This is a genomic window from Marinobacter subterrani (assembly GCF_001045555.1).
GTDB lineage: Bacteria > Pseudomonadota > Gammaproteobacteria > Pseudomonadales > Oleiphilaceae > Marinobacter > Marinobacter subterrani.
This window is the reverse complement of sequence record NZ_LFBU01000001.1, coordinates 3,170,885-3,190,160: the sequence shown is the minus strand read 5'-3', so window position 1 is coordinate 3,190,160 and position 19,276 is coordinate 3,170,885. Positions and strand designations below refer to the sequence as shown.

Genomic DNA, 19,276 nt, shown 5'->3' with positions numbered 1-19,276 from the left:
GTTGGGGATCAGGCAATCAGACTGTTGATTGTTTTGATCAGGTCGTCTTCGTTAACTGGCTTCACCAGATAACCCTTGGCGCCCTGGCGGGTACCCCACACGCGATCAGTTTCCTGATCCTTGGTGGTTACGATAACCACCGGAATGGAGGCGGTCTCCGGGGCGCGGGTCAGTTGACGGGTTGCCTGGAAGCCGTTCAGGCCAGGCATAACCACATCCATAAGCACCAGATCCGGGGTTTCCGCACGGGCCTTGGCCACGCCGTCTGCGCCATTGTCGGCGGTCAGGACTTCGTGCTGGTGCTTTTCCAGAATGGTGGAAATTTTCTTAACCTCGGTGGGGGAATCGTCAACAATCAGAATGCGGGCCATGGTTTCCTCGATGGTTCTTGGTGTCAGCAGGATTTACTGTTCCGCCTGCGGAACATACTGGCGGATGGTATTGAGCAGCTCATCCTTGCTGAAAGGTTTCGTCAGGTACTGGTCCGAGCCGACGATCCGGCCTTTGGCCTTGTCGAACAGCCCGTCCTTGCTGGAGAGCATGATAACCGGCGTCTTCTTGAAGGAGGAGTTGTTCTTGATGAGTGCGCAGGTCTGGTAGCCGTCCAGGCGGGGCATCATGATATCAACAAAAATGATGTCCGGCTGGGAATCGGCAATCTTGGCAAGAGCGTCAAAGCCGTCAGTCGCGGTGATGACCTCACAGCCGACTTTTTTCAGAAGGGTTTCTGCGGTGCGACGTATGGTCTTGCTGTCGTCGATCACCATGATCTTCAAGTTCTCGAAGTTGTCATCCATTGTCCAACTGCCTTGCGCTCAGCGACTGTCATTATTAAAACGGGGTTTTTAACACAAACCTTAAGGTTCTTCTATAAACCCCGCTCATTTATAGATTATCAATGGCCGGATAAAAAGTATTAGTTTGTGACCAAATGTACTTCTGCCCGCAACGTCACGTAACTGACTGAGGATTTCTCCGGATGCATTCGCAGCTCGGGTACAATACCATCAGATTTCATAGCATAGCATTTATTGCCCGGTGCACTCTGCAGACCGGTTCGTGTTTTTAACCCTCAGGAGCGCAAGTGAGCCTATGACCGTCAGACTCGGGATCGTGATGGATCCGATTGAAGACATCCACTTCAAGAAAGACAGTTCCCTGGCCATGTTGCTGGCGGCCCAGAAACGGGGCTGGCAGGTTGAGTACATGGAGTTGCCGGACATGTATCTGGACGGCGGCAAGGCCATGGCTCACACCCGGCACCTGACCGTCCATATGGACCCTGAGAACTGGTACAGCTTCGGTCCGGGCCAGGACCGGGCACTGGGGGATCTGGATGTCATCCTGATGCGCAAGGATCCGCCGGTGGACCGGGAGTTCCTGATGGCCACCTATATTCTGGAGGCGGCGGAACAGCAGGGGGCGCTGGTGGTCAACCCCGCGGCGACCCTGCGTGACTGCAATGAAAAGCTCTTTGCCACCCAGTTTGAAGATCTGACCCCGCCATTGCTGGTGAGCCGTTCGGCGAGCCGTTTCCGGGAATTCTACGCCCGGCACGGTGATGTGATCGTTAAACCGGTGGATGGCATGGGTGGTCACTCCATCTTCCGCATCCGGGAAAATGACTTTAACCTTGGCGTGATCATTGAGACCCTGACCAACTATGGTCGCCATCAGGCCATGGCCCAGAAGTACATCCCGGAAATCAGTGACGGTGACAAGCGCATCCTGCTGATCGACGGCGAACCGGTGCCTTACGCGCTGGCCAGAATCCCCTCCCATGGCGAGAACCGTGGCAATCTTGCGGCCGGCGGGCGTGGTGAGGGTCGGGAGCTGACCGCGCGGGATCGGGAAATCTGTGCCCGGGTGGCGCCGGTGATCAAGGAGAAGGGGCTCATCTTTGTCGGCCTGGACGTGATCGGCGATTATCTTACCGAGATCAATGTCACCAGTCCGACCTGCATCCGGGAACTTGATACGGCGTTCGGGATCGATATCGGTGGCATGCTGATGGACGCCATTGCAAAGCGTCTGGGCCAGGGGTAACCGGGCAACACCGGCGCACAGGTTAAACCACAGGACCAAGAGCAGGAATGGCAGTTCAGGTAAGCGACTTCGACCGGTTTTCCTTCACCCTCTTTATGGCCTTGGCGGTACACGCCATTGTTGTGCTGGGGATCAGCTTTGCGCCTGAGCCTCCGCGGTCGTCTGCTCAGACCATGGAGATCACCCTGTCGCAGTTTGACGACGAGAAAGCACCGGAGAAAGCGGACTTTCTGGCCCAGACCAATCAGCAGGGCAGCGGCACCAAGGAAGAGGTCCAGGAAATGACCACGCCCCAGCCGGCGGAAGTCAGCCAGCCGGAAGTGGCGCAGGTCCAGCCGGAGCCGCCGGCACGGACCGAGCCGCAGCCGCGCCAGCAAAAAACCGTGGTGCAGACCCAAAGCCCGTCAAGGCAGAAGGTACAGCAGCCGGTGGAGCAGGCGAAACCGGTAGAAGAGCCCCTGCCGGTTCGCGAGAAAAAAAGCCTGATGGAACGAAGCCTTGAGATTGCCAGCCTGGAGGCGCGCTTCGATGCCCAGCAGCGGGCCTACGCCCGAAAACCCAGAGTAATGCGGGTAACCGCAGCGTCCACGCTCAAGTCTACCAACGCCTGGTATGTTCAGAACTGGGTCACCAAGGTGACCCGGGTCGGCAACATCAACTACCCGACCGAGGCGCGCCGGGCCGGAATCTATGGCACACTGAGGCTGCTGGTGTCGCTGAAGAAGGACGGCACCATCAAGGAGGTGGCGATTCTGCAGTCCTCCGGCAGTACCGTTCTGGACGATGCCGCGATCCGGATTGTCAGGATGGCCGCTCCTTTCGCGCCCTTCCCCGAGGAAATGCGCCAGGAGGTGGACGAACTTGAAATCATACGTACCTGGTCCTTCCAGCGGCGGGGGCTGACTTCCGGATGACCGCATCAAAACATTCTCCCCACAGCCTTCGGCACCACTTCCTGGTGGCGTCACCCTACCTGGCCGATCCGCGGTTCCATGGTGGTGTCGTCTATATCTGTGAACACTCCGACGATGGCGCGCTCGGGCTGATGATCAATCACCCGCTGGATATCCATCTGGGCGAGATTCTGGAACAACTGGATCTGCCGGGAGGCGAGCTGGATCTGCCGGTGTTCAGTGGCGGCCCGGTCCAGCCCGAAAGGGGCTTTGTCCTGCACCCCCCGGGGACCAACTGGCAGAACACCGCAAAAGTGACCGAAGAGGTGCTGCTGACCACCTCCCGGGATATTCTGGCGGGCATTGGCCGTGGCGAAGGACCGGACGACTACCTGGTGGCGCTCGGGTATTCCGGCTGGGGCGAAGGCCAGTTGGAGGACGAGCTGGGCAGTAACGCCTGGCTTACCTGTCCGGCGACCACGGATATCCTGTTCCACACACCCTCGGAAGATCGTTACAAGGCCGTGCTCAAGGTCATTGGTATTGATCTCAATCAGCTCAGCGAATCGGTGGGCCATGCCTGAGGCTGGAAACCGCCGGGTGATGGCGTTTGATTTCGGCACCCGCCGGATTGGCGTCGCCACCGGCCAGGAGATGCTGGGCAGTGGCCAGCCGGTGGCGCTCATTGCGGCTCGCGACGGAATCCCGGACTGGCAGAAAATCGAGGCGCTGCTGCAGGAGTGGCGCCCCGATCTGGTGGTGGTTGGCCTGCCGCTGAATATGGACGACACTGAAAACGATATGTGTGCCCGGGCACGCAAGTTCGGCAAGCGTCTCCACGGTCGTTACCATGTGCCGGTTGAAATGGTGGATGAACGCCTGACCAGTTTTCAGGCCAAGGGCGACGTTCTCGCGGCCGGTGGCAGTCGCGACTTTGGCCGCCATGGCGTTGATGACCGGGCGGCGGTTCTGATTCTGGAAACCTGGTTTGGCCTGCAGGGCAATCGTGCCGGTGAATGACCGATCCCGGCTTCTGAAAACAGCGAGGAAGTAATGACCGCATTGCTTGATATCGACCAGTTACTGGATCAAATGGAAACCGGATTGCGGCAGATTCTGGAGCAGCGGGGCGTTGAATCCCCGGTTCTGATCGGCATCCGTACCGGGGGTGTCTGGCTGGCGGATGTGCTCAGCAAACGTCTTGGAATCGCTGAGCCGTTCGGGGAACTGGACATTTCCTTCTACCGGGACGATTTCAGCCGCATCGGGCTGAATCCCAGGGTAAAACCGTCCAGTTTGCCCTTCGATACCGAAGACCGGGATATCATCCTGATTGACGATGTCATCATGAGTGGACGTACCATCCGGGCAGCGATGAATGAAATTTTCGATTATGGCCGCCCAGCCAGTATCATATTGGCCACGCTGATCGACCTTGGGGCACGGGAACTGCCGATTCAGCCGGACGTGACCGGCCGGGCGCTGACCCTGGAGTCCCATCAGCGTGTCAAGCTTCGTGGCCCCGACCCGCTCCGCATCGAGCTTCAGGAAACCGGACAGTAAACCTCCGAATCAGATAACAGGCGACCCATGACCGCAAACGACGCTTCCCCGCACCACTTGCAGCTGACCCGGGATGGTCAGTTGCGGCACTTTCTGACGCTTGATGGCCTTGATCGCGCCCTGATGACCGACATTCTCGATACCGCCGATTCCTTTATCGAGGTGGGCGAGCGCACCATTAAAAAAGTGCCGCTGCTTCGCGGCCGCACCGTGGTCAACCTGTTCTTCGAATCCAGCACCCGCACCCGCAGTACCTTTGAGCTGGCAGCCAAGCGCCTGTCGGCGGATGTGCTGAACCTTGATATCAGCACCTCGGCCACCTCCAAGGGCGAATCCCTGTCCGATACGCTGCTGAACCTGGAAGCCATGGCCAGCGACATGTTCGTGGTGCGCCATTCACAAAGCGGCGCGCCGCACTTCATCGCTGAGAGTGTCACCCCCGGCGTGGCCATTATCAATGCCGGCGATGGCCGTCACGCCCACCCGACCCAGGCCATGCTCGACATGCTGACCATTCGCCAGCACAAGGGCGGCTTTGAGGGGTTGAAGGTGGCCATCGTGGGTGATGTGCTGCATTCGCGCGTGGCCCGATCCCAGATTCGCGCGCTGAATGTGCTCGGGGCCGAAGAGGTCCGGGTGATTGCCCCGGGTACACTGTTGCCCAAAGACGTGGAAAGCCTGGGCTGCCGGGTCGAATACGACATGACTCGCGGCATGAAGGATCTGGATGTGGTGATCATGCTGCGGCTCCAGAAAGAGCGCATGGAAGGCGCGCTGCTGCCGAGCGAACGTGAGTTTTATCGGCTTTATGGTCTGAACCGGCAGAAACTGGCGCTGGCCCACCCGCAATGCATCGTGATGCATCCGGGGCCGATCAACCGGGGCGTTGAAATTGAATCCGCGGTAGCGGATGGCCCGCAATCCGTGATCCTGAACCAGGTGACCAACGGCATCGCCATCCGGATGGCGGTGATGTCCATGGCTATGGGCGGACAGGTGGCAGAGCGTCAGCAGAAACTGAGTGAAAGGGGCCAGGCATGAGCAGCGTGACGACATCCGGAATCAGCCTGAAGATCACTGGCGGACGCCTGTTTGATGGCGCGGGAGATAAGAGTGAAAACACGGCCCTGCTGATTCGCGATGGCCGGATCGCCGCAATCGGGGAGGCGGCCGCCCGTGAACCAGCCGACGAAACCATCAATGCCGAAAACTGGGTGATAGCACCGGGGTTTGTTGACCTGTGTTGCAACCTTCGGGAGCCGGGTAATGGCCAGAAAGGCAACATTGCCTCGGAAACCCTCGCGGCCGCCCATGGTGGTTTCACGACGGTCTGTGCGTCACCGGATACCTCCCCCGTGAACGATTCCAGTGCCGTCACCCACCTGATCCGTGACGGCGCAGCCAGCCGCTCGCCGATCCGGGTATTGCCGGTAGGCGCGATTACCCGTGGGCTTGAAGGCGATCTGCTCAGCGACATGGCGGGGCTGGTGGCGGCCGGTTGTGTGGCGGTTGGGAATGGCTCCCGGGGCGTACGTGATGCCCGGATATTGCGCCGCTGCATGGCGTACGCCCAGACCTTCGGTTTGACGGTCATGTTCAGCCCCGAGAATCAGGCCCTGGCGGCCGATGGCTACGCCCACGACGGGTTGATAACCTCCCGCCTGGGCCTGCTCGGGATTCCGGAGGTGGCAGAGACCGCCGCGGTGATGGAGATGCTGCTGCTGGCAGAGGAAACCGGCGTGCGGTTGCACCTGAGCCAGTTGTCCTGTGCCCGCAGTGTCGACATGCTCGCAGACGCCCGCCGTCGCGGCATTGCTGTCACCGCCGACGTGGCGATGCATCAGTTGGTGTTCACTGAGGACGCCCTGGCCGGATTCGACAGCCGGTTTCACGTTCGGCCGCCGCTGCGCAGCGAGGGCGACCGCAAGGCCCTGATCGCCGGTGTCCGTGACGGCATTATCGATGCCATTGTCAGCCAGCACCAGCCCCATGATACCGCCGCCAAGCAGGCACCCCTGGCGGCCACCGAGCCCGGGCTGTCGAGCATTGAGAGTGTGCTCTCGCTGGGGCTGGAGCTGGTGGAAATGAACGAACTGGCACTGTCCGACCTGATCCGGGCACTGACGGCGGGCCCCGCCTCGGTACTTGGCCGGACTGCCCGGGTTGCGCAGGGCGAGCCGGCCGATCTTTGCCTGTTTGACCCGGAAGCCTTCTGGGCCCCGGGGAAGGGTACGCTGGTCTCGGCGGGCCGGCATGCGCCGGTGACCGACCGGGAATTGCCGGGCGTTGTCCGGCTGACCCTCGCCGGGGGTCGCAAAGCCTGGGAACAACCGGCCGCCTGATCCGGGCTTGCCGGCATAAAGTGCGGCAGAGGTAGTGATACCTCTGTCGACACCATCACAGAATCTCCCCCTCTTGCTGAAAAACCCTTGATGGCAGGCACCCCTGCCAACGTATTCTTGTAGCCGTCGGCCCGGAGCCGATCAAGGAAAGCGTGGTCTGGCCGGTATATATCCACAGGCCGGCACCCGACAATAACAACCAGGAGTTATCCCGTGAAATCAGCAAACCTCCCCCAGCGTGTGGCTATGGCGGCTGCGCTCTGTGCCAGTCTGGCATTCCCGTCCCTGGGCATGGCCCAGGCCAAGAGTGATATTCTGGAGCGCAGCTTCTGCGTCTTCGATCCGGTGGGCGCCAACGGCCCGTTGTTCGCCATCACCAAGACGTTCCAGCCGGCTGCCCTGGAAAATGGCATCAAGCTGGATCTTCGCGCCTACACCGATGAGAAAATTGCCGCCGAGGATTTCAAGGCGGGGCAGTGTGATGCCGTTTTGCTGACCGGCACCCGTGCCCGGGAGTTCAACAAGTTTACCGGCAGCCTGGAAGCCATGGGCGCGGTGCCCGGTGAAGAGGAAATGCGGCTGCTGTACAACACCCTTAGCCAGCCCAAGGCACGCCCGTTCCTGATCGATGGCCCTTACGAGGTTGCGGGTGTCTTCCCGGGCGGGGCGATTTACCTGTTCACCCGTGACCGCAGTATTGACTCGGTCGAGAAGCTGCAGGGCAAGCAGATCGCCACCCTGGATTACGATCAGGCGGCGGTTCGCATGGTTCGCTACGTGGGCGCGTCGGTGGTGGGCTCCAATTCCGCCAACTTTGCCGGCAAGTTCAACAACGGCAGCGTTGATCTGGCGTACGCACCCGCGGTCGCCTACACCCCGCTGGAGCTCTACAAAGGGGTGGAGCCCAACGGTGCGGTGGTGAAATACGCCCTCGGTTACATGAATTTCCAGGTGATCATTCACCGCGACCGGTTTCCCGATTCCGCGGGCCAGATGGTGCGCGACCAGGTGATCAAGCGCATTGATGAGGCCTATGAAATCATAGCCAAGGCGGAGGCGGAAATTCCGGACGATGTCTGGCTGCATCTGCCCCAGCAAGACACCGCAAAGTACGACAAGATGCTGCGCAAGGTTCGCCTGTCGCTGCTTGAGGACGGCGTTTACGATGAGCGCGCCCTCAAGCTTATGAAAGCCATCCGCTGCCGGGTTGATGCCACCCGTTCCGAGTGTGCGTCCATCGCCGGCAACTGAACTCGGGGTAAACGCTAAGCAGGCCCGCTTTCGCGGGCCTGTACCTGGCTAACGGATCTCGTCTTTCAGTGCCTTACCGGCCTTGAAGCCGACCGTTTTGCTGGCAGGGATGCGAATGCTCTGGCCGGTTTGCGGGTTTCGCCCTTCCCGGGCCTCACGGCTGCGGATATTGAACGTGCCAAAGCCGATCAGGGTGGTGTCTTCGCCCCGGGAGGCGGCGGCTGAGACCTGATCGGTGAACGCGGTGATCACTTCGCTGGCCTTTTCACGGGTCAGGCCGGTGCGGTCGGCAATGGCTGCGGCGAGTTCAGGTTTGCGCATCGGGTACTCCTGTTTTTGTAGTTCTGCTTTTCAGTCGGGTTCCGGCCGGAATCACAACGACTCACGGTTGATCAATTCTATAGTGGCTTGCGGCCCATTGTGCAAACCAGCGGGCGGCATGGGTGTGTGTAAATTGGCGTCATTTGCGGCATCTGTCGCATAAAAACAGGATCTTGTGCGACATAATGCGTGGCTGGTTACAGTCTGTAACAAACCTGATTGTCAGCCGGCGCCAGTCCTCTGAGTGCGGTACAAGGTTGCAAAAGAGTGCATCAGAACAAAACGCAAAAGGTGAAAAAGGTATGAGCCATTTCCGGAATCCCTCCCGCAAGGCGCTTTTCACGGTGCGCCGGTTCCGTAACCTGGTGGCCGCATGTGCCGCCAGTGTGATCCTGAGCGGCTGCGGTGTGGTCAATCACATGATCTACAAGACCACCGGCGATGTCATGCAGGGCTTCTCCCGGGATCACACGGTTCCCTTTCTGATGGCGAGTGATGATCTGGCCATGGGCTGCGCGATGAGTGAGGCGACCGCGCCGCTCCTGATGTCGTTCGGTCGGGTGACCAGCGAGCCGGATCAACTTGCCGTTATGCTGTACCTGTCTGCCGGTGGCTGTGCCGATGAACAGGCCCGTGAACATGAGCTGGCGGCCCTGGCCGCGATGCACGCCATGAACGGTAATGCCGCCCAGGATGCCATGATTCGCCAGAAGCGGGCGAACACGCTGGCTGCGGAGCGCTATTTCAAGGGCTGGCAGCATTTCAAGGCGCATTATGGTGACCCGGCGGCCGGTGAATGCCCCGAATTTGACGATGACATGGACGAGTTCATCTACATGGCCGGCCTGCTCTCCGGTCTGCAGGCCCTGAATTCCCAGATCCAGTCCACCTCGTCCATTGGGGTGCCGGCAAATATCGGTTCGATTGTGGCCCGGGCGACCAGCTGTCTTGAAAATGACAAGTGGTGGGGCGCACCCATGGCCCTGCGGGCAACCGTATGGGCCATGATCCCGGGCGCCGAGCCACAGGGCGAAGATGCCTTCGAGCGACTGGAGCAGGCCGACGCCCAGGGTACAGCCGCGGGTGTGCGGCTGGCTCATGTGTTTCATGCTATCGCTGCCCTGAACAAGGGTGACGAGGCAATGGTCCGGGAGGTGATCCGGGATCATGCGAAGTCCCTGGAAACCACCCCGCCGAACGAGGACTGGCGGTTTGTTGATGCCATGGCTACCGACATGATCCTTGCCGTGTCTGATCGTCTCTGGGTTGAGAATACCGGCCACCGGACGCCGCTCGGCCAGCTTGGCACCTTCTGGGATGATCCCCGGGAAGACATTGAAACCATGGATCTGGATGCCCTCCTGTAACCCTTCAAAACCCAGAGTAATCAGTTATGTCCAAGGGCGGTACTCATCGTAGCGGGCTGGAGTGGTTTTCCTCACTGCCCGCGTGTCTTCTGTTGCTGGCCGTGGTCATCTTTTCCACCAGCAGCGATATTCATAACCAGATGCTGCGCGGTGGAGAGCAGATCTGGAGCGGCTATTACAAGTTGCGCATGGACCCGGTCCGACCAACCTGCAACCCCGATGTCGACATTGATGCGGCGGTGGCCGCCGAGCTCGCTGAGGCCCCGGCCGATGATCCAATGGCCGCCTTGCTGGGCGCCCGGGAAAAGGACCCGGCGGACATCCGTCTCGCCATCGAGCGTTCCGTGGCCGACTGCGTTCAGGCGCATCAGAGCTTCAAGAACCTGCAGGACCAGATGACGCCGGGGGTCAAGGTCTACCAGGCAGTGGAGCTCTTTATCGCAGACCTGATCGCCTTTGGCCTGGAGTCCCAGCGCTTCATCCTCGTGATTCTGGTGATGCTGTGTGCCGTGACCGCCACGCTGACCCGCCACCATATCGCCATGCGTGCCATGGAAACCCGGCTCGACTACACGGTGTCGCATACCCTGCAGACCATTGCCAACGCCATGTTGCTGGGCTCCAGTGCTATCTTCCGGCAATCCAGCCTGGCGTCGGACACCGCGCTCTCATCGGAAGAGCTACTGCTGCACAACTTCTGGATTGGCGGTTTTACCTGTCTGACCCTGGCCAGCCTGTACCGGCTGTTCCGGGTGCCGGGTGACCTACAGGAGGGTGGCAGCCTGAACAAGGCGTTTCTGGCGGTCCCGCTTTACACCGTGATGTGCCTGATTTCCGGAACCTATTTTGCCCTGATTGGGCACGCCTCGGGCATCGGCATCTATCTGGGCAAGATGATGGAGCTGTCCGACATGTTCCTGAATGTCGGCCTGTATGTGTGGGTGGGCATGATGCTCAAGCAGACCCGCCTTGCCACACTGGTGTTCAATGTCTTCCGGCCCTGGCGCATGCCGCCGGAGATGCTGGCGGTGGTGGCGGTTCTGGTGGCTGCGGTACCAACGGCCTACACCGGCGCTTCGGGCATCTTTGTCATTGCCGCCGGCGCGGTGATCTACGGCGAGTTGCGCGCGGCCGGTGCCCGTCGCCAGCTGGCCCTGGCGGCAACGGCCATGTCCGGTTCCCTGGGTGTGGTGCTACGGCCCTGCCTGCTGGTCGTTGTGATCGCCTATCTGAACCGGGAAGTGACCACCGACCAGTTGTTCGGTTGGGGCATCTGGGTATTTGTGCTGACCGCAACTCTGTTCGCGCTGGTGGTCCTGACTGTCAATCGCCAGAGCCAGTTCAATCTGGCGCCATCGTCCGAGGCTTTTCCGGCCACGATCCAGGCGCTCCGACCACTGGTTCCCTATGTGCTGGTGATTGCGTTGGTGGTGCTGTTCTACCGGCTGGCACTTGATGTACGCATGGACGAGTTCTCCGCGCCGCGGTTGCTGCCGGTAATCATGCTGGCCATCCTGGTGTATGAGCATGTCAGCCTGAAAAGCCGCCGGGGCCGGGCATCCGGGGAGGTCAATCATCAGGGGCTGGAACGAAGCCTGCGTGGCGCCACCAATGACACAACCGCGGAGATCGGCGCATTGTTGCTGTTGCTGGGGCTGTCAGTCAGCATTGGCGGGGTTATCGAGCGCTCCCACATCATGGCGACTTTCCCGCAGGCCTTCGACAGCGCCTGGACGGCCATGCTGCTGATGGTGGTGATTCTGGTGATCCTGGGCATGATCATGGATGCCTTCGGGGCGGTAATCCTCGTGACCGCCACCGTTGCCAACATTGCCTATGCCAGCGGTATTCACCCGGTGCACTTCTGGATGGTTACCCTGGTGGCCTTTGAGCTGGGTTACCTGAGCCCTCCGGTGGCCCTGAACCACCTTCTGGCCCGGCAGGTGGTCGGCGAGGCAGAGATTGCTGCCGCCGATGCCGAAGGCGGCACCTTCTACCAGCGCCACGAGCGCATTATCATGCCGCTGATTGCCATGGGGAGCTCGTTGCTGCTGGTGGCCTTCCTGCCGCTGTTGTTTTATTCCTGAACATGAAAAAGGGGTCAGATGAGAACTTCATCTGACCCCTTTTCTGCCTTTTCTGGTTTTCAGCTCAGCTCCGGGCCGGCCTGTGAACCCGGGGTCAGATGAACGCCTTCATCTGACCCCTTTTTCAGTCTTCAGTCCAGCTTCGGGCCAGCCTCGACAATCGCGTCGGCGACATCGAACTTATTGAAGTTCTCCACGAACTGGGTAATCAGCTCCTGGGCCTTGCCATCATAGTAGTCCGGGCTCACCCAGGTATTGCGCGGGTTCAGCAGCTCGGTGTCTACGCCCGGGACGTGCTTTGGAACGTCCAGGTTCAGGGTCGGCAGGTGCTCGGTTTCGACGTCGTCCAGATCACCGTTCTGGATTGCGGCGATGATGGCGCGGGTCGTCGGTATGCTGAAGCGCTTGCCTTCGCCGTAAGGACCGCCGGTCCAGCCGGTATTGACCAGGAACACTTTGCTGCCGAACTCGTCCATGCGCTTCATCAGCAGCTCGGCGTAGACGCCGGCCGGGCGCGGGAAGAAGGGTGCGCCAAAGCAGGTAGAGAAGGTGGACTTCAGCTTGGAGGAAGAGCCCATCTCGGTGGAACCGACCAGCGCGGTGTAGCCACTCAGGAAGTGATAGGCGGCGCCTTCGCGGCTCAGGATGGACACGGGCGGCAGTACGCCAGTCATGTCACAGGTCAGGAACACGATGTGCGAGGGCTCACCCGCACGGTTCTCGATCACCCGTTTCTCGACATGCTCCAGCGGGTAGGCGCAGCGGGAGTTTTCGGTGAGGGAAACGTCGGTGTAGTCGGGCTCACGGGTCTGCGGATCAATCATCACGTTCTCGACTATGGCGCCGAAACGGATGGCATCCCAGATGATTGGCTCGTTCTTCCGGGACAGGTCGATGCACTTGGCGTAGCAGCCGCCTTCAATATTGAATACGGTGCCCGGGCCCCAGCCATGTTCGTCGTCACCGATCAGGAAGCGATGCGGATCTGCGGAGAGCGTGGTCTTACCGGTACCTGACAGGCCGAAGAACAGGCAGGTTTCGCCATCTTCGCCAACGTTGGCGGAGCAGTGCATCGGCAGCACGTCTTTTGCCGGCAGCAGGAAGTTCTGCACGGAGAACATGGCTTTCTTCATCTCACCGGCGTAGTGCATGCCGGCCAGCAGAACCTTGCGCTTGGCAAAGTTGATCATGACGCAGCCGTCGCTGTTGGTGCCATCACGCTCGGGCACACATTCGAAGTTGGCGGCGTTCAGAATCTGCCATTCCGGCTTGTCGGCGGTGTTGTAGCTGTCCGGGCAGATAAACAGGTTACGGCCGAACAGGTTCTGCCAGGCGGTTTCGGTGGTCATTTTCACCGGCAGGTAATGCTCGGGGTCGGAGCCGACGTGAACGTGAGACACGAAACGGTCTTTTTCGGCAATGTAGGCTTCAACCCGGTCCCAGAGCGCATCGAATTTATCGGCGTCAAAAGGGCGGTTGATCGGACCCCAGTGGATGTCGCCAGAGGTGCCTGGTTCCTCGACAATGTAGCGGTCCATGGGCGATCGGCCTGTTCGATCACCGGTTCTTACCACCAGTGAACCATTGGAGGCCAGTTGGCCCTCGCCACGCGCCAGTGCTACTTCAACCAGCCGTGCTGTACTCAGATCATTATAAGTGTTGCTCACTTCGACCTCGCCCTCGGGATGTCTTAGTGATTGTCCAGGCCGCCCCCCAAAATTGACGGAAATCTGAACAATCGGGTCAATTCAGGCGCGCTATTATGCCAGACGCGCCGGGAAAAAACGACTGCCCGGGAAGCCATGCCATCAGTGGCTTCCCGGCGATTCAGAAGCGGTTCTAGTGTAACGTATGACCGGTGAAAAGATGATCAATATCATTTCTATCGAAGCGATAGTGCGCATGGCAGAACTGGCAGTCCATCTCAATGGAGCCCTGCTCGTCCAGAATGCTGTAGCACTCATCACTGCCGATGGCTTCCAGCGCGCCGAGGGTGCGCTCCCTGGAGCAACTGCAACGGAAGGCGACCGGTTCGGCATCGAACAGGCGCACGGTTTCCTCGTGGAACAGGCGGTGCAGGAGCGCTTCGCTGTCCAGTTCCAGCAGCTCGGAGGCTTCGACCGTCCGGGCGAGATGGTTGACCCGGTTCCACAGGTCGTCATCCTCTTCGGTGGCGCCGGGCAGGCGCTGGAGCATCAGGCCGGCGGCGGTCTCTTCATTGGCAAACAGGAGCAGGCTGGTGGGGATCTGTTCCGAGCGGTCGAAATACTCTTCCAGGCAGCCACCCAGGGTGTCCTGCTCTCGTGGTACCACCCCTTGATACCGCGTGCCCTTGTTCGGTGTGATCGTGATGGCCATGCGGCCCTCGCCCAGCAGGTCGTGGAAGCTGTCTTCGCTGACGGCGTGTTCATCAAAACGCGCAAGCCCACGGATGTAACGGTCGTGGCTGCATTCGGCCATCAGTGTACGCAGTGGCCCTTCGCCCTGGGCCTGAATCGACAGGGTGCCCTCGAATTTCAGGGTGCTGCTCATCAGAATGCTGGCCACCAGGGCTTCGCCCAGCAAACTTCGGACGCTGTCCGGGTAGGGCGCCTGGCTGCCGATTTCGCGAAAACTTTCGCCCAATTGAACCCACACTCCCCGCACCTGGCTGTGCTCGAAGATAAAACGCTGGAACTGGTCGCGGGATGCCATTTTGTGTCTCCTGAAAACTGAATGCCGGTCTTGGCAGTGATGATTCCGCAACCGATGCGGGAATGCATGAAAGGGTTCAGATGCCGTTTTGCTCGCGGAAGCGCTGGATATCGCGACGATCCTTCTTGGAGGGCCGCCTCGCGGGAGGAAGTTGCGCGGCCTGCATGGTTTTTCGTTGCCAGGCCATTTCCTCGCGTTTCTTAACGCTGTCTTCGGTTTCGTGGTAAAGCGTCTGGGCCTCCGGCGCGCCCCGGCGCCGGTCACTGAGCTCATCAACAATGATGATTTTTTCCTGCCAGCCCAGGCGCAGGGTCAATCTGGCGCCGGTCTCCACCAGCCTTCCGGGTTTGCAGCGCTGGCCATTGTAGTGAACCTTGCCGCCTTCAATGGCCTCCTTGGCCAGCGAACGGGTTTTATAGAAGCGTGCGGCCCAGAGCCATTTGTCGAGCCTTATACGTTGGTCGTCAGGGGCTGATGCCGTCATATCTCCTCACCTGATGGGCTTATCGGCTTATTATAACCCTGTCATCGGCTGGATGGCAGGGGCGACCGCTGGCGGAGGGCCGGGAGGATCTCGTCAAAGTGGTGGATACCGGGTATTTCCGGGTGCCGGGCGCGGGCCTGCTGTTGGCTGTCCGGCGCCAGTACCGCAAGACACTGGGCGATGCCGGCACTCCGGGCACTCTCCAGCACCGGGAAGCTGTCGTCCACCATCAGGGTGGATCCGGCCTGATAGGGCGCCAGGCGCTGCAGGTCCCGCCAGAATGCCGGGTCTTCCTTGGGCTTGCCCAGCTGGTGACTGGAGACGATGGCGTCGACGCGGGCCTCAAGGCCGGTATGTCGGAGTTTCAGGGCCAGAGGATCCGGGTGGCAGTTGGTGACGATCACCGACCGAAGGCCGGAAGCGCGCAGGGCGTCGAGAAATTCAGTGACGTGGGGCCGATAGCCAATCCGGTCGCCGACTTCCGCTTTCAGGGCGGTGATATCCAGGGCGAGACGTTCACTCCAGTAGTCGGTGCAGTACCATTTCAGGGAGCCGCGTTCGGCCATGATCATCGGGATCAGCCGGTCCCTGGCGTCCTGTGGTCGGAGATTGTGATGCTCGGCATAGCGTACCGGCAGGTGTTCCAGCCAGAAGTGATTGTCGAAATGCAAATCCAGCAGTGTTCCGTCCATATCGAGGAACACCGTGTCCAGGGATGACCAGTCAACCATATACAAAAACAGCCTGAAGAATTTTCTTCAGGCTGCCGGAGATCGTTTGCCAGGGCAAGCCGTGATAGTACGGAGGCGAGAGCAGGGAAACTGTCCGGATGCAGGCCGATCAGTTGCCGGTCTGTTCAACCGTCTCGGTTTTCCGGCCGGTGCGGGTGCAGCCAAGGCAGCGTACAAACGTGGCTCTGGCCGGACCCATCACCAGCACTTCACCGGCTTCATCGGCGTTGCCACCGAGCAGTGAAAAGGGCAGTGACACCAGATAAACGGCACTGCCCACGATGGTAGTTGCCAGCAGGGCCGGGCGTACAAAGAGGGCGTCGCCGGTCATCGCCAGTGCCGACGGCTTTTCATCAACGGCACGGGCGTGGCCAATGGACGAAAAGGCCAGCAGGCAGGCGGCCACTGTGGCCACCAGGGTGCGGGAAATCTTGCGGGTCATCGTACTGTCTCCTGAGCTTTTTGGCCCTTGTCGATGCTGTTTTCAGGGGAAGCCAGCATCCGGGTCGCATCACCTTGATACGAACCTATTGTAAACAGTGGGCATTAATCCTCTGTTAACTATGAATCATATTTGCGCATTTTCAAACGATTTTTCGTTGCAGAATGTGCATTTCCGTGCGTATTTACCGCTGGCAGCGGGGGCAGTAAACCGTGGCGCGGTTGTTCATGCGGATTTCCTTCAGCGGCGTTCCGCATTCCTTGCAGGGGGCTCCGCCGCGGCCATAGACCAGCAGGGACTGGGCGAAGTAGCCGGGCTTGCCGTCGCTGTTGACGAAATCCCTCAGAGTGGTGCCTCCCATCAGAATGGCGGCGCTGAGGGTTTCCCGAATGGCCCCGGCCAGTCGGTGATATCGGTCTCGACTGATGCGGGCTGCCTTGCGCCGGGGGTGGATGCCAGCCTTGAACAGGGCTTCATTGGCGTAGATGTTGCCAACCCCCACCACCACGTGATTGTCCATGATGAAGGACTTTACCGGGGTGTTTTTGCCCCGTGACAGCTGGAACAGCAGTGCGCCATTGAATTCCGGCATCAGGGGTTCCGGGCCAAGTTGGCGGATAAGTGGATGGTCGTCGACGGAGTCGGCCCAGAGCCAGCAACCGAAGCGCCTGGGATCGTTAAAGCGCAGGATGGTTCCGGAACCCAGGGTCAGGTCAATATGATCATGGGGCATGGGTGGAGTTTCGTCGGCAATGATCCGGAGGCTGCCGGACATACCCAGGTGAACAATCACGGTGCCGTGCTCTACATTCAGGAACAGGTATTTCGCGCGCCGGTCTATACTTCTTATAATCTGCCCCCTTAGCCTGTCGCCCAGATCAGCCGGAACGGGCCAGCGCAGGCTGCCATTGCGGACAGTGACGCCAGTAATGGTCTGGCCTTCACAGTGAGGCGCTATACCGCGGCGGGTGGTTTCCACTTCAGGAAGTTCGGGCACAGGCGGTATCTCCGATGGAAAAGGAACAAGTGTAATCAGTAACAATTCTGCATCCAAATACGGTTGTTGTGGCTTACAGCTGTACGCTAAAGTGAACACGTTGGCCTCGCGCCAAAGATAATGATTTTGAGGATTTACTATGTGGTTTAATGGTCTTCTTGACCTGTCTGTGATGCAGCTCATTCTGGTTACACTTGGGATGACTCATGTCACGATCGTCAGTGTAACGCTCTACCTGCATCGCCATTCGGCGCACAACTCGCTGGATCTGCATCCGGTTCTGAAACACTTTTTCCGCTTTTGGCTGTGGCTGACAACGGCCCAGAATACCAAGGAGTGGACCGCTATCCACCGGAAGCACCACGCCAAATGTGAAACCGAGGAGGATCCTCACAGCCCCGTGGTATTGGGGATTCGCAAGGTGCTGTTCCAGGGGGCCGAACTCTACGCCGAGTCGGCAACGCCGGAGACCCTTGAACGCTACGGCCAGCGTACTCCGGAAGACTGGGTCGAACGTCATCTCTACAGCCGTTACAAGATGCTGGGCATCAGCTTGTTGGCGGTGATCAACCTGGCGCTGTTTGGCGTTCACGGTATCTGGATCTGGGCGGTTCAGATGATGTGGATCCCGGTATGGGCTGCTGGTGTGGTGAACGGTATTGGCCACTGGATGGGGTATCGCAATTACGAGTGTGCCGATAACGCACGCAACATCTCGCCCCTTGGTCTGCTGATCGGTGGCGAGGAGCTGCACAACAACCATCACACCTACCCGAATTCCTCCAAGCTGTCACGGCGCTGGTTTGAGGTGGATGTTGGCTGGGGTTATATCCGCCTGTTCCAGTTGTTCGGGTTGGCGAAGCCGAAGGGCTACCGGCCGATTGCCCACCATGTGCCCGGCAAGCTCGATGTGGATGTGGAGACCGTGCAGGCCATCGCCAATAACCGGTTCGATATCATGCGCCAATACCGCAAGCGGGTGATGGAGCCGGTGTTGCGCCAGCAGAAGGCGCTGATGGACGACGAGATCCGTCCCCGTTACCGCAAGCTCAGGCAATTGTTGTCCCGTGAAATTACTCTGATTCAGCCAAAGGAAAAGGAAACCCTGGAATCCGTGCTTGAGCGCAATCCGGTGCTGCGCCAGATCTACGAGAAGAGTCATGAGCTGCAGGCGCTCTGGCGTCAGCGCGGGCTCAAGCCCCAGGACAAACTCAATGCCTTGATGGACTGGTGCCGGGAAGCAGAAGCCAGTGGTATCCGGTATCTTGAGGAGTTCGCCGAGCATCTGCGGGCGTATTCGTTGCGGCCCTCGGCCTGAGCCTCCGGTGAAGCTGAAGGAGGGGTCAGATGAACGCTTTCATCTGACCCCTTTTTTATGGGTCATTGCTCCCGACTGATGACCCGAAACAGTGAATAAGTCACCTGCCCGGCAGTTTTCTGGCGATGCAGTTGCCAGGTGGGCGGTACCGCGGGGGTCGGTATCTCACTTTCGTGTTCCACGTAGACCCAACCGCCGGGTTTTATCCAGGCCTGCTTCTCCAGCAGTGGAAACAGCTTTTCCAGCCAGCCCTGGCGAAAGGGTGGGTCCATGAACACAATGTCAAACGGTGGCCGGTTCCGGTGTTCCAGGTAGCGTTCAACACCGGCGCAGACAACCTCGCCCCGGTTGGATTTCAGCAGCCTGAGATTGTCCCGAAGGGCGCTGGCCAGCGCCGGTGTGTGGTCCACCAGGGTTGCCTTACCGGCGCCCCGGGAGAGAGCTTCCAGGCCCAGGGCTCCGGAGCCGGAGAAGAGATCCAGGCAGTCGCTGCCGGCAAGATGGAAGCTGAGCCAGTTGAAGAGGGTTTCCCGGGTGCGGGCCGGTGTCGGGCGAACGCCGCCGGCATCCGGGAAACGCAGTTTCCGGCTGCGCCAGTCGCCACCGATAATGCGCAGCTCAACACTGCCTGTTGCGATCCGTCCCGTTGGTGGTTTTGAAGTTGGTGACGGGCTCCGTGCGGGTCTTCGGCGCGCCATGTTTGCAGCTCCAGAGGCGGGTCTGATTCGGAATGTCTGCCG

Annotated in this window: 21 protein-coding genes; 11 read left to right on the top strand and 10 right to left on the bottom strand. The window is 59.9% G+C overall.

The window, feature by feature from the left end; genetic code table 11:
* Positions 1-8: 8 nt before the first annotated feature.
* Complete coding sequence (pilH, locus tag msub_RS14835; protein ID WP_008939836.1) at positions 9-371, bottom strand: twitching motility response regulator PilH; 363 nt, start codon at positions 369-371, stop codon at positions 9-11.
* A gap of 33 nt (positions 372-404) precedes the next feature.
* The gene (pilG, locus tag msub_RS14830) at positions 405-797 is read right to left on the bottom strand and encodes a twitching motility response regulator PilG (RefSeq protein ID WP_008175635.1); all 393 of its coding nucleotides are present in this window, start codon (positions 795-797) and stop codon (positions 405-407) included.
* Positions 798-1,092: 295 nt separating this feature from the next.
* On the opposite strand from pilG, the gene gshB reads away from it, so the two are divergent.
* The 8 genes from gshB (at position 1,093) to msub_RS14790 (ending at position 8,095) form a co-directional block, all read left to right on the top strand.
* Entirely contained in the window at positions 1,093-2,046 is a 954-nt protein-coding gene (gshB, locus tag msub_RS14825; RefSeq protein ID WP_082146505.1) for a glutathione synthase, read from the top strand.
* Between the two features lie 47 nt (positions 2,047-2,093).
* Positions 2,094-2,960: an energy transducer TonB gene (locus msub_RS14820; protein ID WP_048496726.1), complete on the top strand. Its 867-nt coding sequence runs from the start codon at positions 2,094-2,096 to the stop codon at positions 2,958-2,960.
* A complete protein-coding gene (locus msub_RS14815) occupies positions 2,957-3,523 on the top strand; it encodes a YqgE/AlgH family protein (protein WP_048496725.1) in 567 nt (188 codons plus the stop codon). Before msub_RS14820 ends, msub_RS14815 begins: the two co-directional genes overlap by 4 nt.
* Positions 3,516-3,959: a Holliday junction resolvase RuvX gene (gene ruvX, locus msub_RS14810; protein WP_048496724.1), complete on the top strand. Its 444-nt coding sequence runs from the start codon at positions 3,516-3,518 to the stop codon at positions 3,957-3,959. Before msub_RS14815 ends, ruvX begins: the two co-directional genes overlap by 8 nt.
* A gap of 33 nt (positions 3,960-3,992) precedes the next feature.
* Complete coding sequence (gene pyrR, locus msub_RS14805) at positions 3,993-4,502, top strand: bifunctional pyr operon transcriptional regulator/uracil phosphoribosyltransferase PyrR (protein ID WP_048496723.1); 510 nt, start codon at positions 3,993-3,995, stop codon at positions 4,500-4,502.
* 27 nt (positions 4,503-4,529) lie between these two features.
* The gene (locus msub_RS14800) at positions 4,530-5,543 is read left to right on the top strand and encodes an aspartate carbamoyltransferase catalytic subunit (RefSeq protein WP_048496722.1); all 1,014 of its coding nucleotides are present in this window, start codon (positions 4,530-4,532) and stop codon (positions 5,541-5,543) included.
* The gene (locus msub_RS14795) at positions 5,540-6,844 is read left to right on the top strand and encodes a dihydroorotase (protein WP_048496721.1); all 1,305 of its coding nucleotides are present in this window, start codon (positions 5,540-5,542) and stop codon (positions 6,842-6,844) included. Before msub_RS14800 ends, msub_RS14795 begins: the two co-directional genes overlap by 4 nt.
* A gap of 246 nt (positions 6,845-7,090) precedes the next feature.
* On the top strand, positions 7,091-8,095 hold the full coding sequence (locus msub_RS14790; protein WP_156182822.1) for a putative solute-binding protein: 1,005 nt from the start codon (positions 7,091-7,093) through the stop codon (positions 8,093-8,095).
* A gap of 48 nt (positions 8,096-8,143) precedes the next feature.
* Here msub_RS14790 and msub_RS14785 read toward each other — a convergent pair whose 3' ends face one another.
* Positions 8,144-8,416, bottom strand: coding sequence for an HU family DNA-binding protein (locus msub_RS14785; protein ID WP_048496719.1), 273 nt, complete (start codon positions 8,414-8,416; stop codon positions 8,144-8,146).
* Between the two features lie 302 nt (positions 8,417-8,718).
* On the opposite strand from msub_RS14785, the gene msub_RS14780 reads away from it, so the two are divergent.
* Positions 8,719-9,783 carry a hypothetical protein gene (locus msub_RS14780; RefSeq protein WP_048496718.1) on the top strand — a complete coding sequence of 355 codons (1,065 nt, stop codon included), beginning with the start codon at positions 8,719-8,721 and terminating at the stop codon, positions 9,781-9,783.
* 26 nt (positions 9,784-9,809) lie between these two features.
* Positions 9,810-11,870 (top strand): TRAP transporter large permease subunit, encoded by a 2,061-nt coding sequence (locus tag msub_RS14775; protein WP_048496717.1) that lies wholly within the window; start codon positions 9,810-9,812, stop codon positions 11,868-11,870.
* Between the two features lie 131 nt (positions 11,871-12,001).
* Here msub_RS14775 and msub_RS14770 read toward each other — a convergent pair whose 3' ends face one another.
* From msub_RS14770 to mutM, 6 genes are all read right to left on the bottom strand, one after another.
* The gene (locus msub_RS14770; RefSeq protein WP_048496716.1) at positions 12,002-13,537 is read right to left on the bottom strand and encodes a phosphoenolpyruvate carboxykinase; all 1,536 of its coding nucleotides are present in this window, start codon (positions 13,535-13,537) and stop codon (positions 12,002-12,004) included.
* A 172-nt stretch (positions 13,538-13,709) separates the two neighbouring features.
* Positions 13,710-14,564 carry an Hsp33 family molecular chaperone HslO gene (hslO, locus tag msub_RS14765; protein WP_048496715.1) on the bottom strand — a complete coding sequence of 285 codons (855 nt, stop codon included), beginning with the start codon at positions 14,562-14,564 and terminating at the stop codon, positions 13,710-13,712.
* A 76-nt stretch (positions 14,565-14,640) separates the two neighbouring features.
* The gene (hslR, locus tag msub_RS14760; RefSeq protein ID WP_048496714.1) at positions 14,641-15,048 is read right to left on the bottom strand and encodes a ribosome-associated heat shock protein Hsp15; all 408 of its coding nucleotides are present in this window, start codon (positions 15,046-15,048) and stop codon (positions 14,641-14,643) included.
* A gap of 41 nt (positions 15,049-15,089) precedes the next feature.
* Positions 15,090-15,779: a GMP/IMP nucleotidase gene (yrfG, locus tag msub_RS14755; RefSeq protein WP_048496713.1), complete on the bottom strand. Its 690-nt coding sequence runs from the start codon at positions 15,777-15,779 to the stop codon at positions 15,090-15,092.
* A gap of 109 nt (positions 15,780-15,888) precedes the next feature.
* A complete protein-coding gene (locus msub_RS14750; protein WP_048496712.1) occupies positions 15,889-16,221 on the bottom strand; it encodes a hypothetical protein in 333 nt (110 codons plus the stop codon).
* Between the two features lie 184 nt (positions 16,222-16,405).
* Positions 16,406-17,218 (bottom strand): bifunctional DNA-formamidopyrimidine glycosylase/DNA-(apurinic or apyrimidinic site) lyase, encoded by an 813-nt coding sequence (mutM, locus tag msub_RS14745; RefSeq protein ID WP_048496711.1) that lies wholly within the window; start codon positions 17,216-17,218, stop codon positions 16,406-16,408.
* A gap of 139 nt (positions 17,219-17,357) precedes the next feature.
* Here mutM and msub_RS14740 point away from each other — a divergent pair, with 139 nt between their 5' ends.
* Positions 17,358-18,536, top strand: a complete 1,179-nt coding sequence (locus msub_RS14740) for a DesA family fatty acid desaturase (RefSeq protein WP_048496710.1) — start codon at positions 17,358-17,360, stop codon at positions 18,534-18,536.
* A 62-nt stretch (positions 18,537-18,598) separates the two neighbouring features.
* Here msub_RS14740 and rsmD read toward each other — a convergent pair whose 3' ends face one another.
* The gene (gene rsmD, locus msub_RS14735; RefSeq protein ID WP_048496709.1) at positions 18,599-19,234 is read right to left on the bottom strand and encodes a 16S rRNA (guanine(966)-N(2))-methyltransferase RsmD; all 636 of its coding nucleotides are present in this window, start codon (positions 19,232-19,234) and stop codon (positions 18,599-18,601) included.
* Positions 19,235-19,276: the final 42 nt, after the last annotated feature.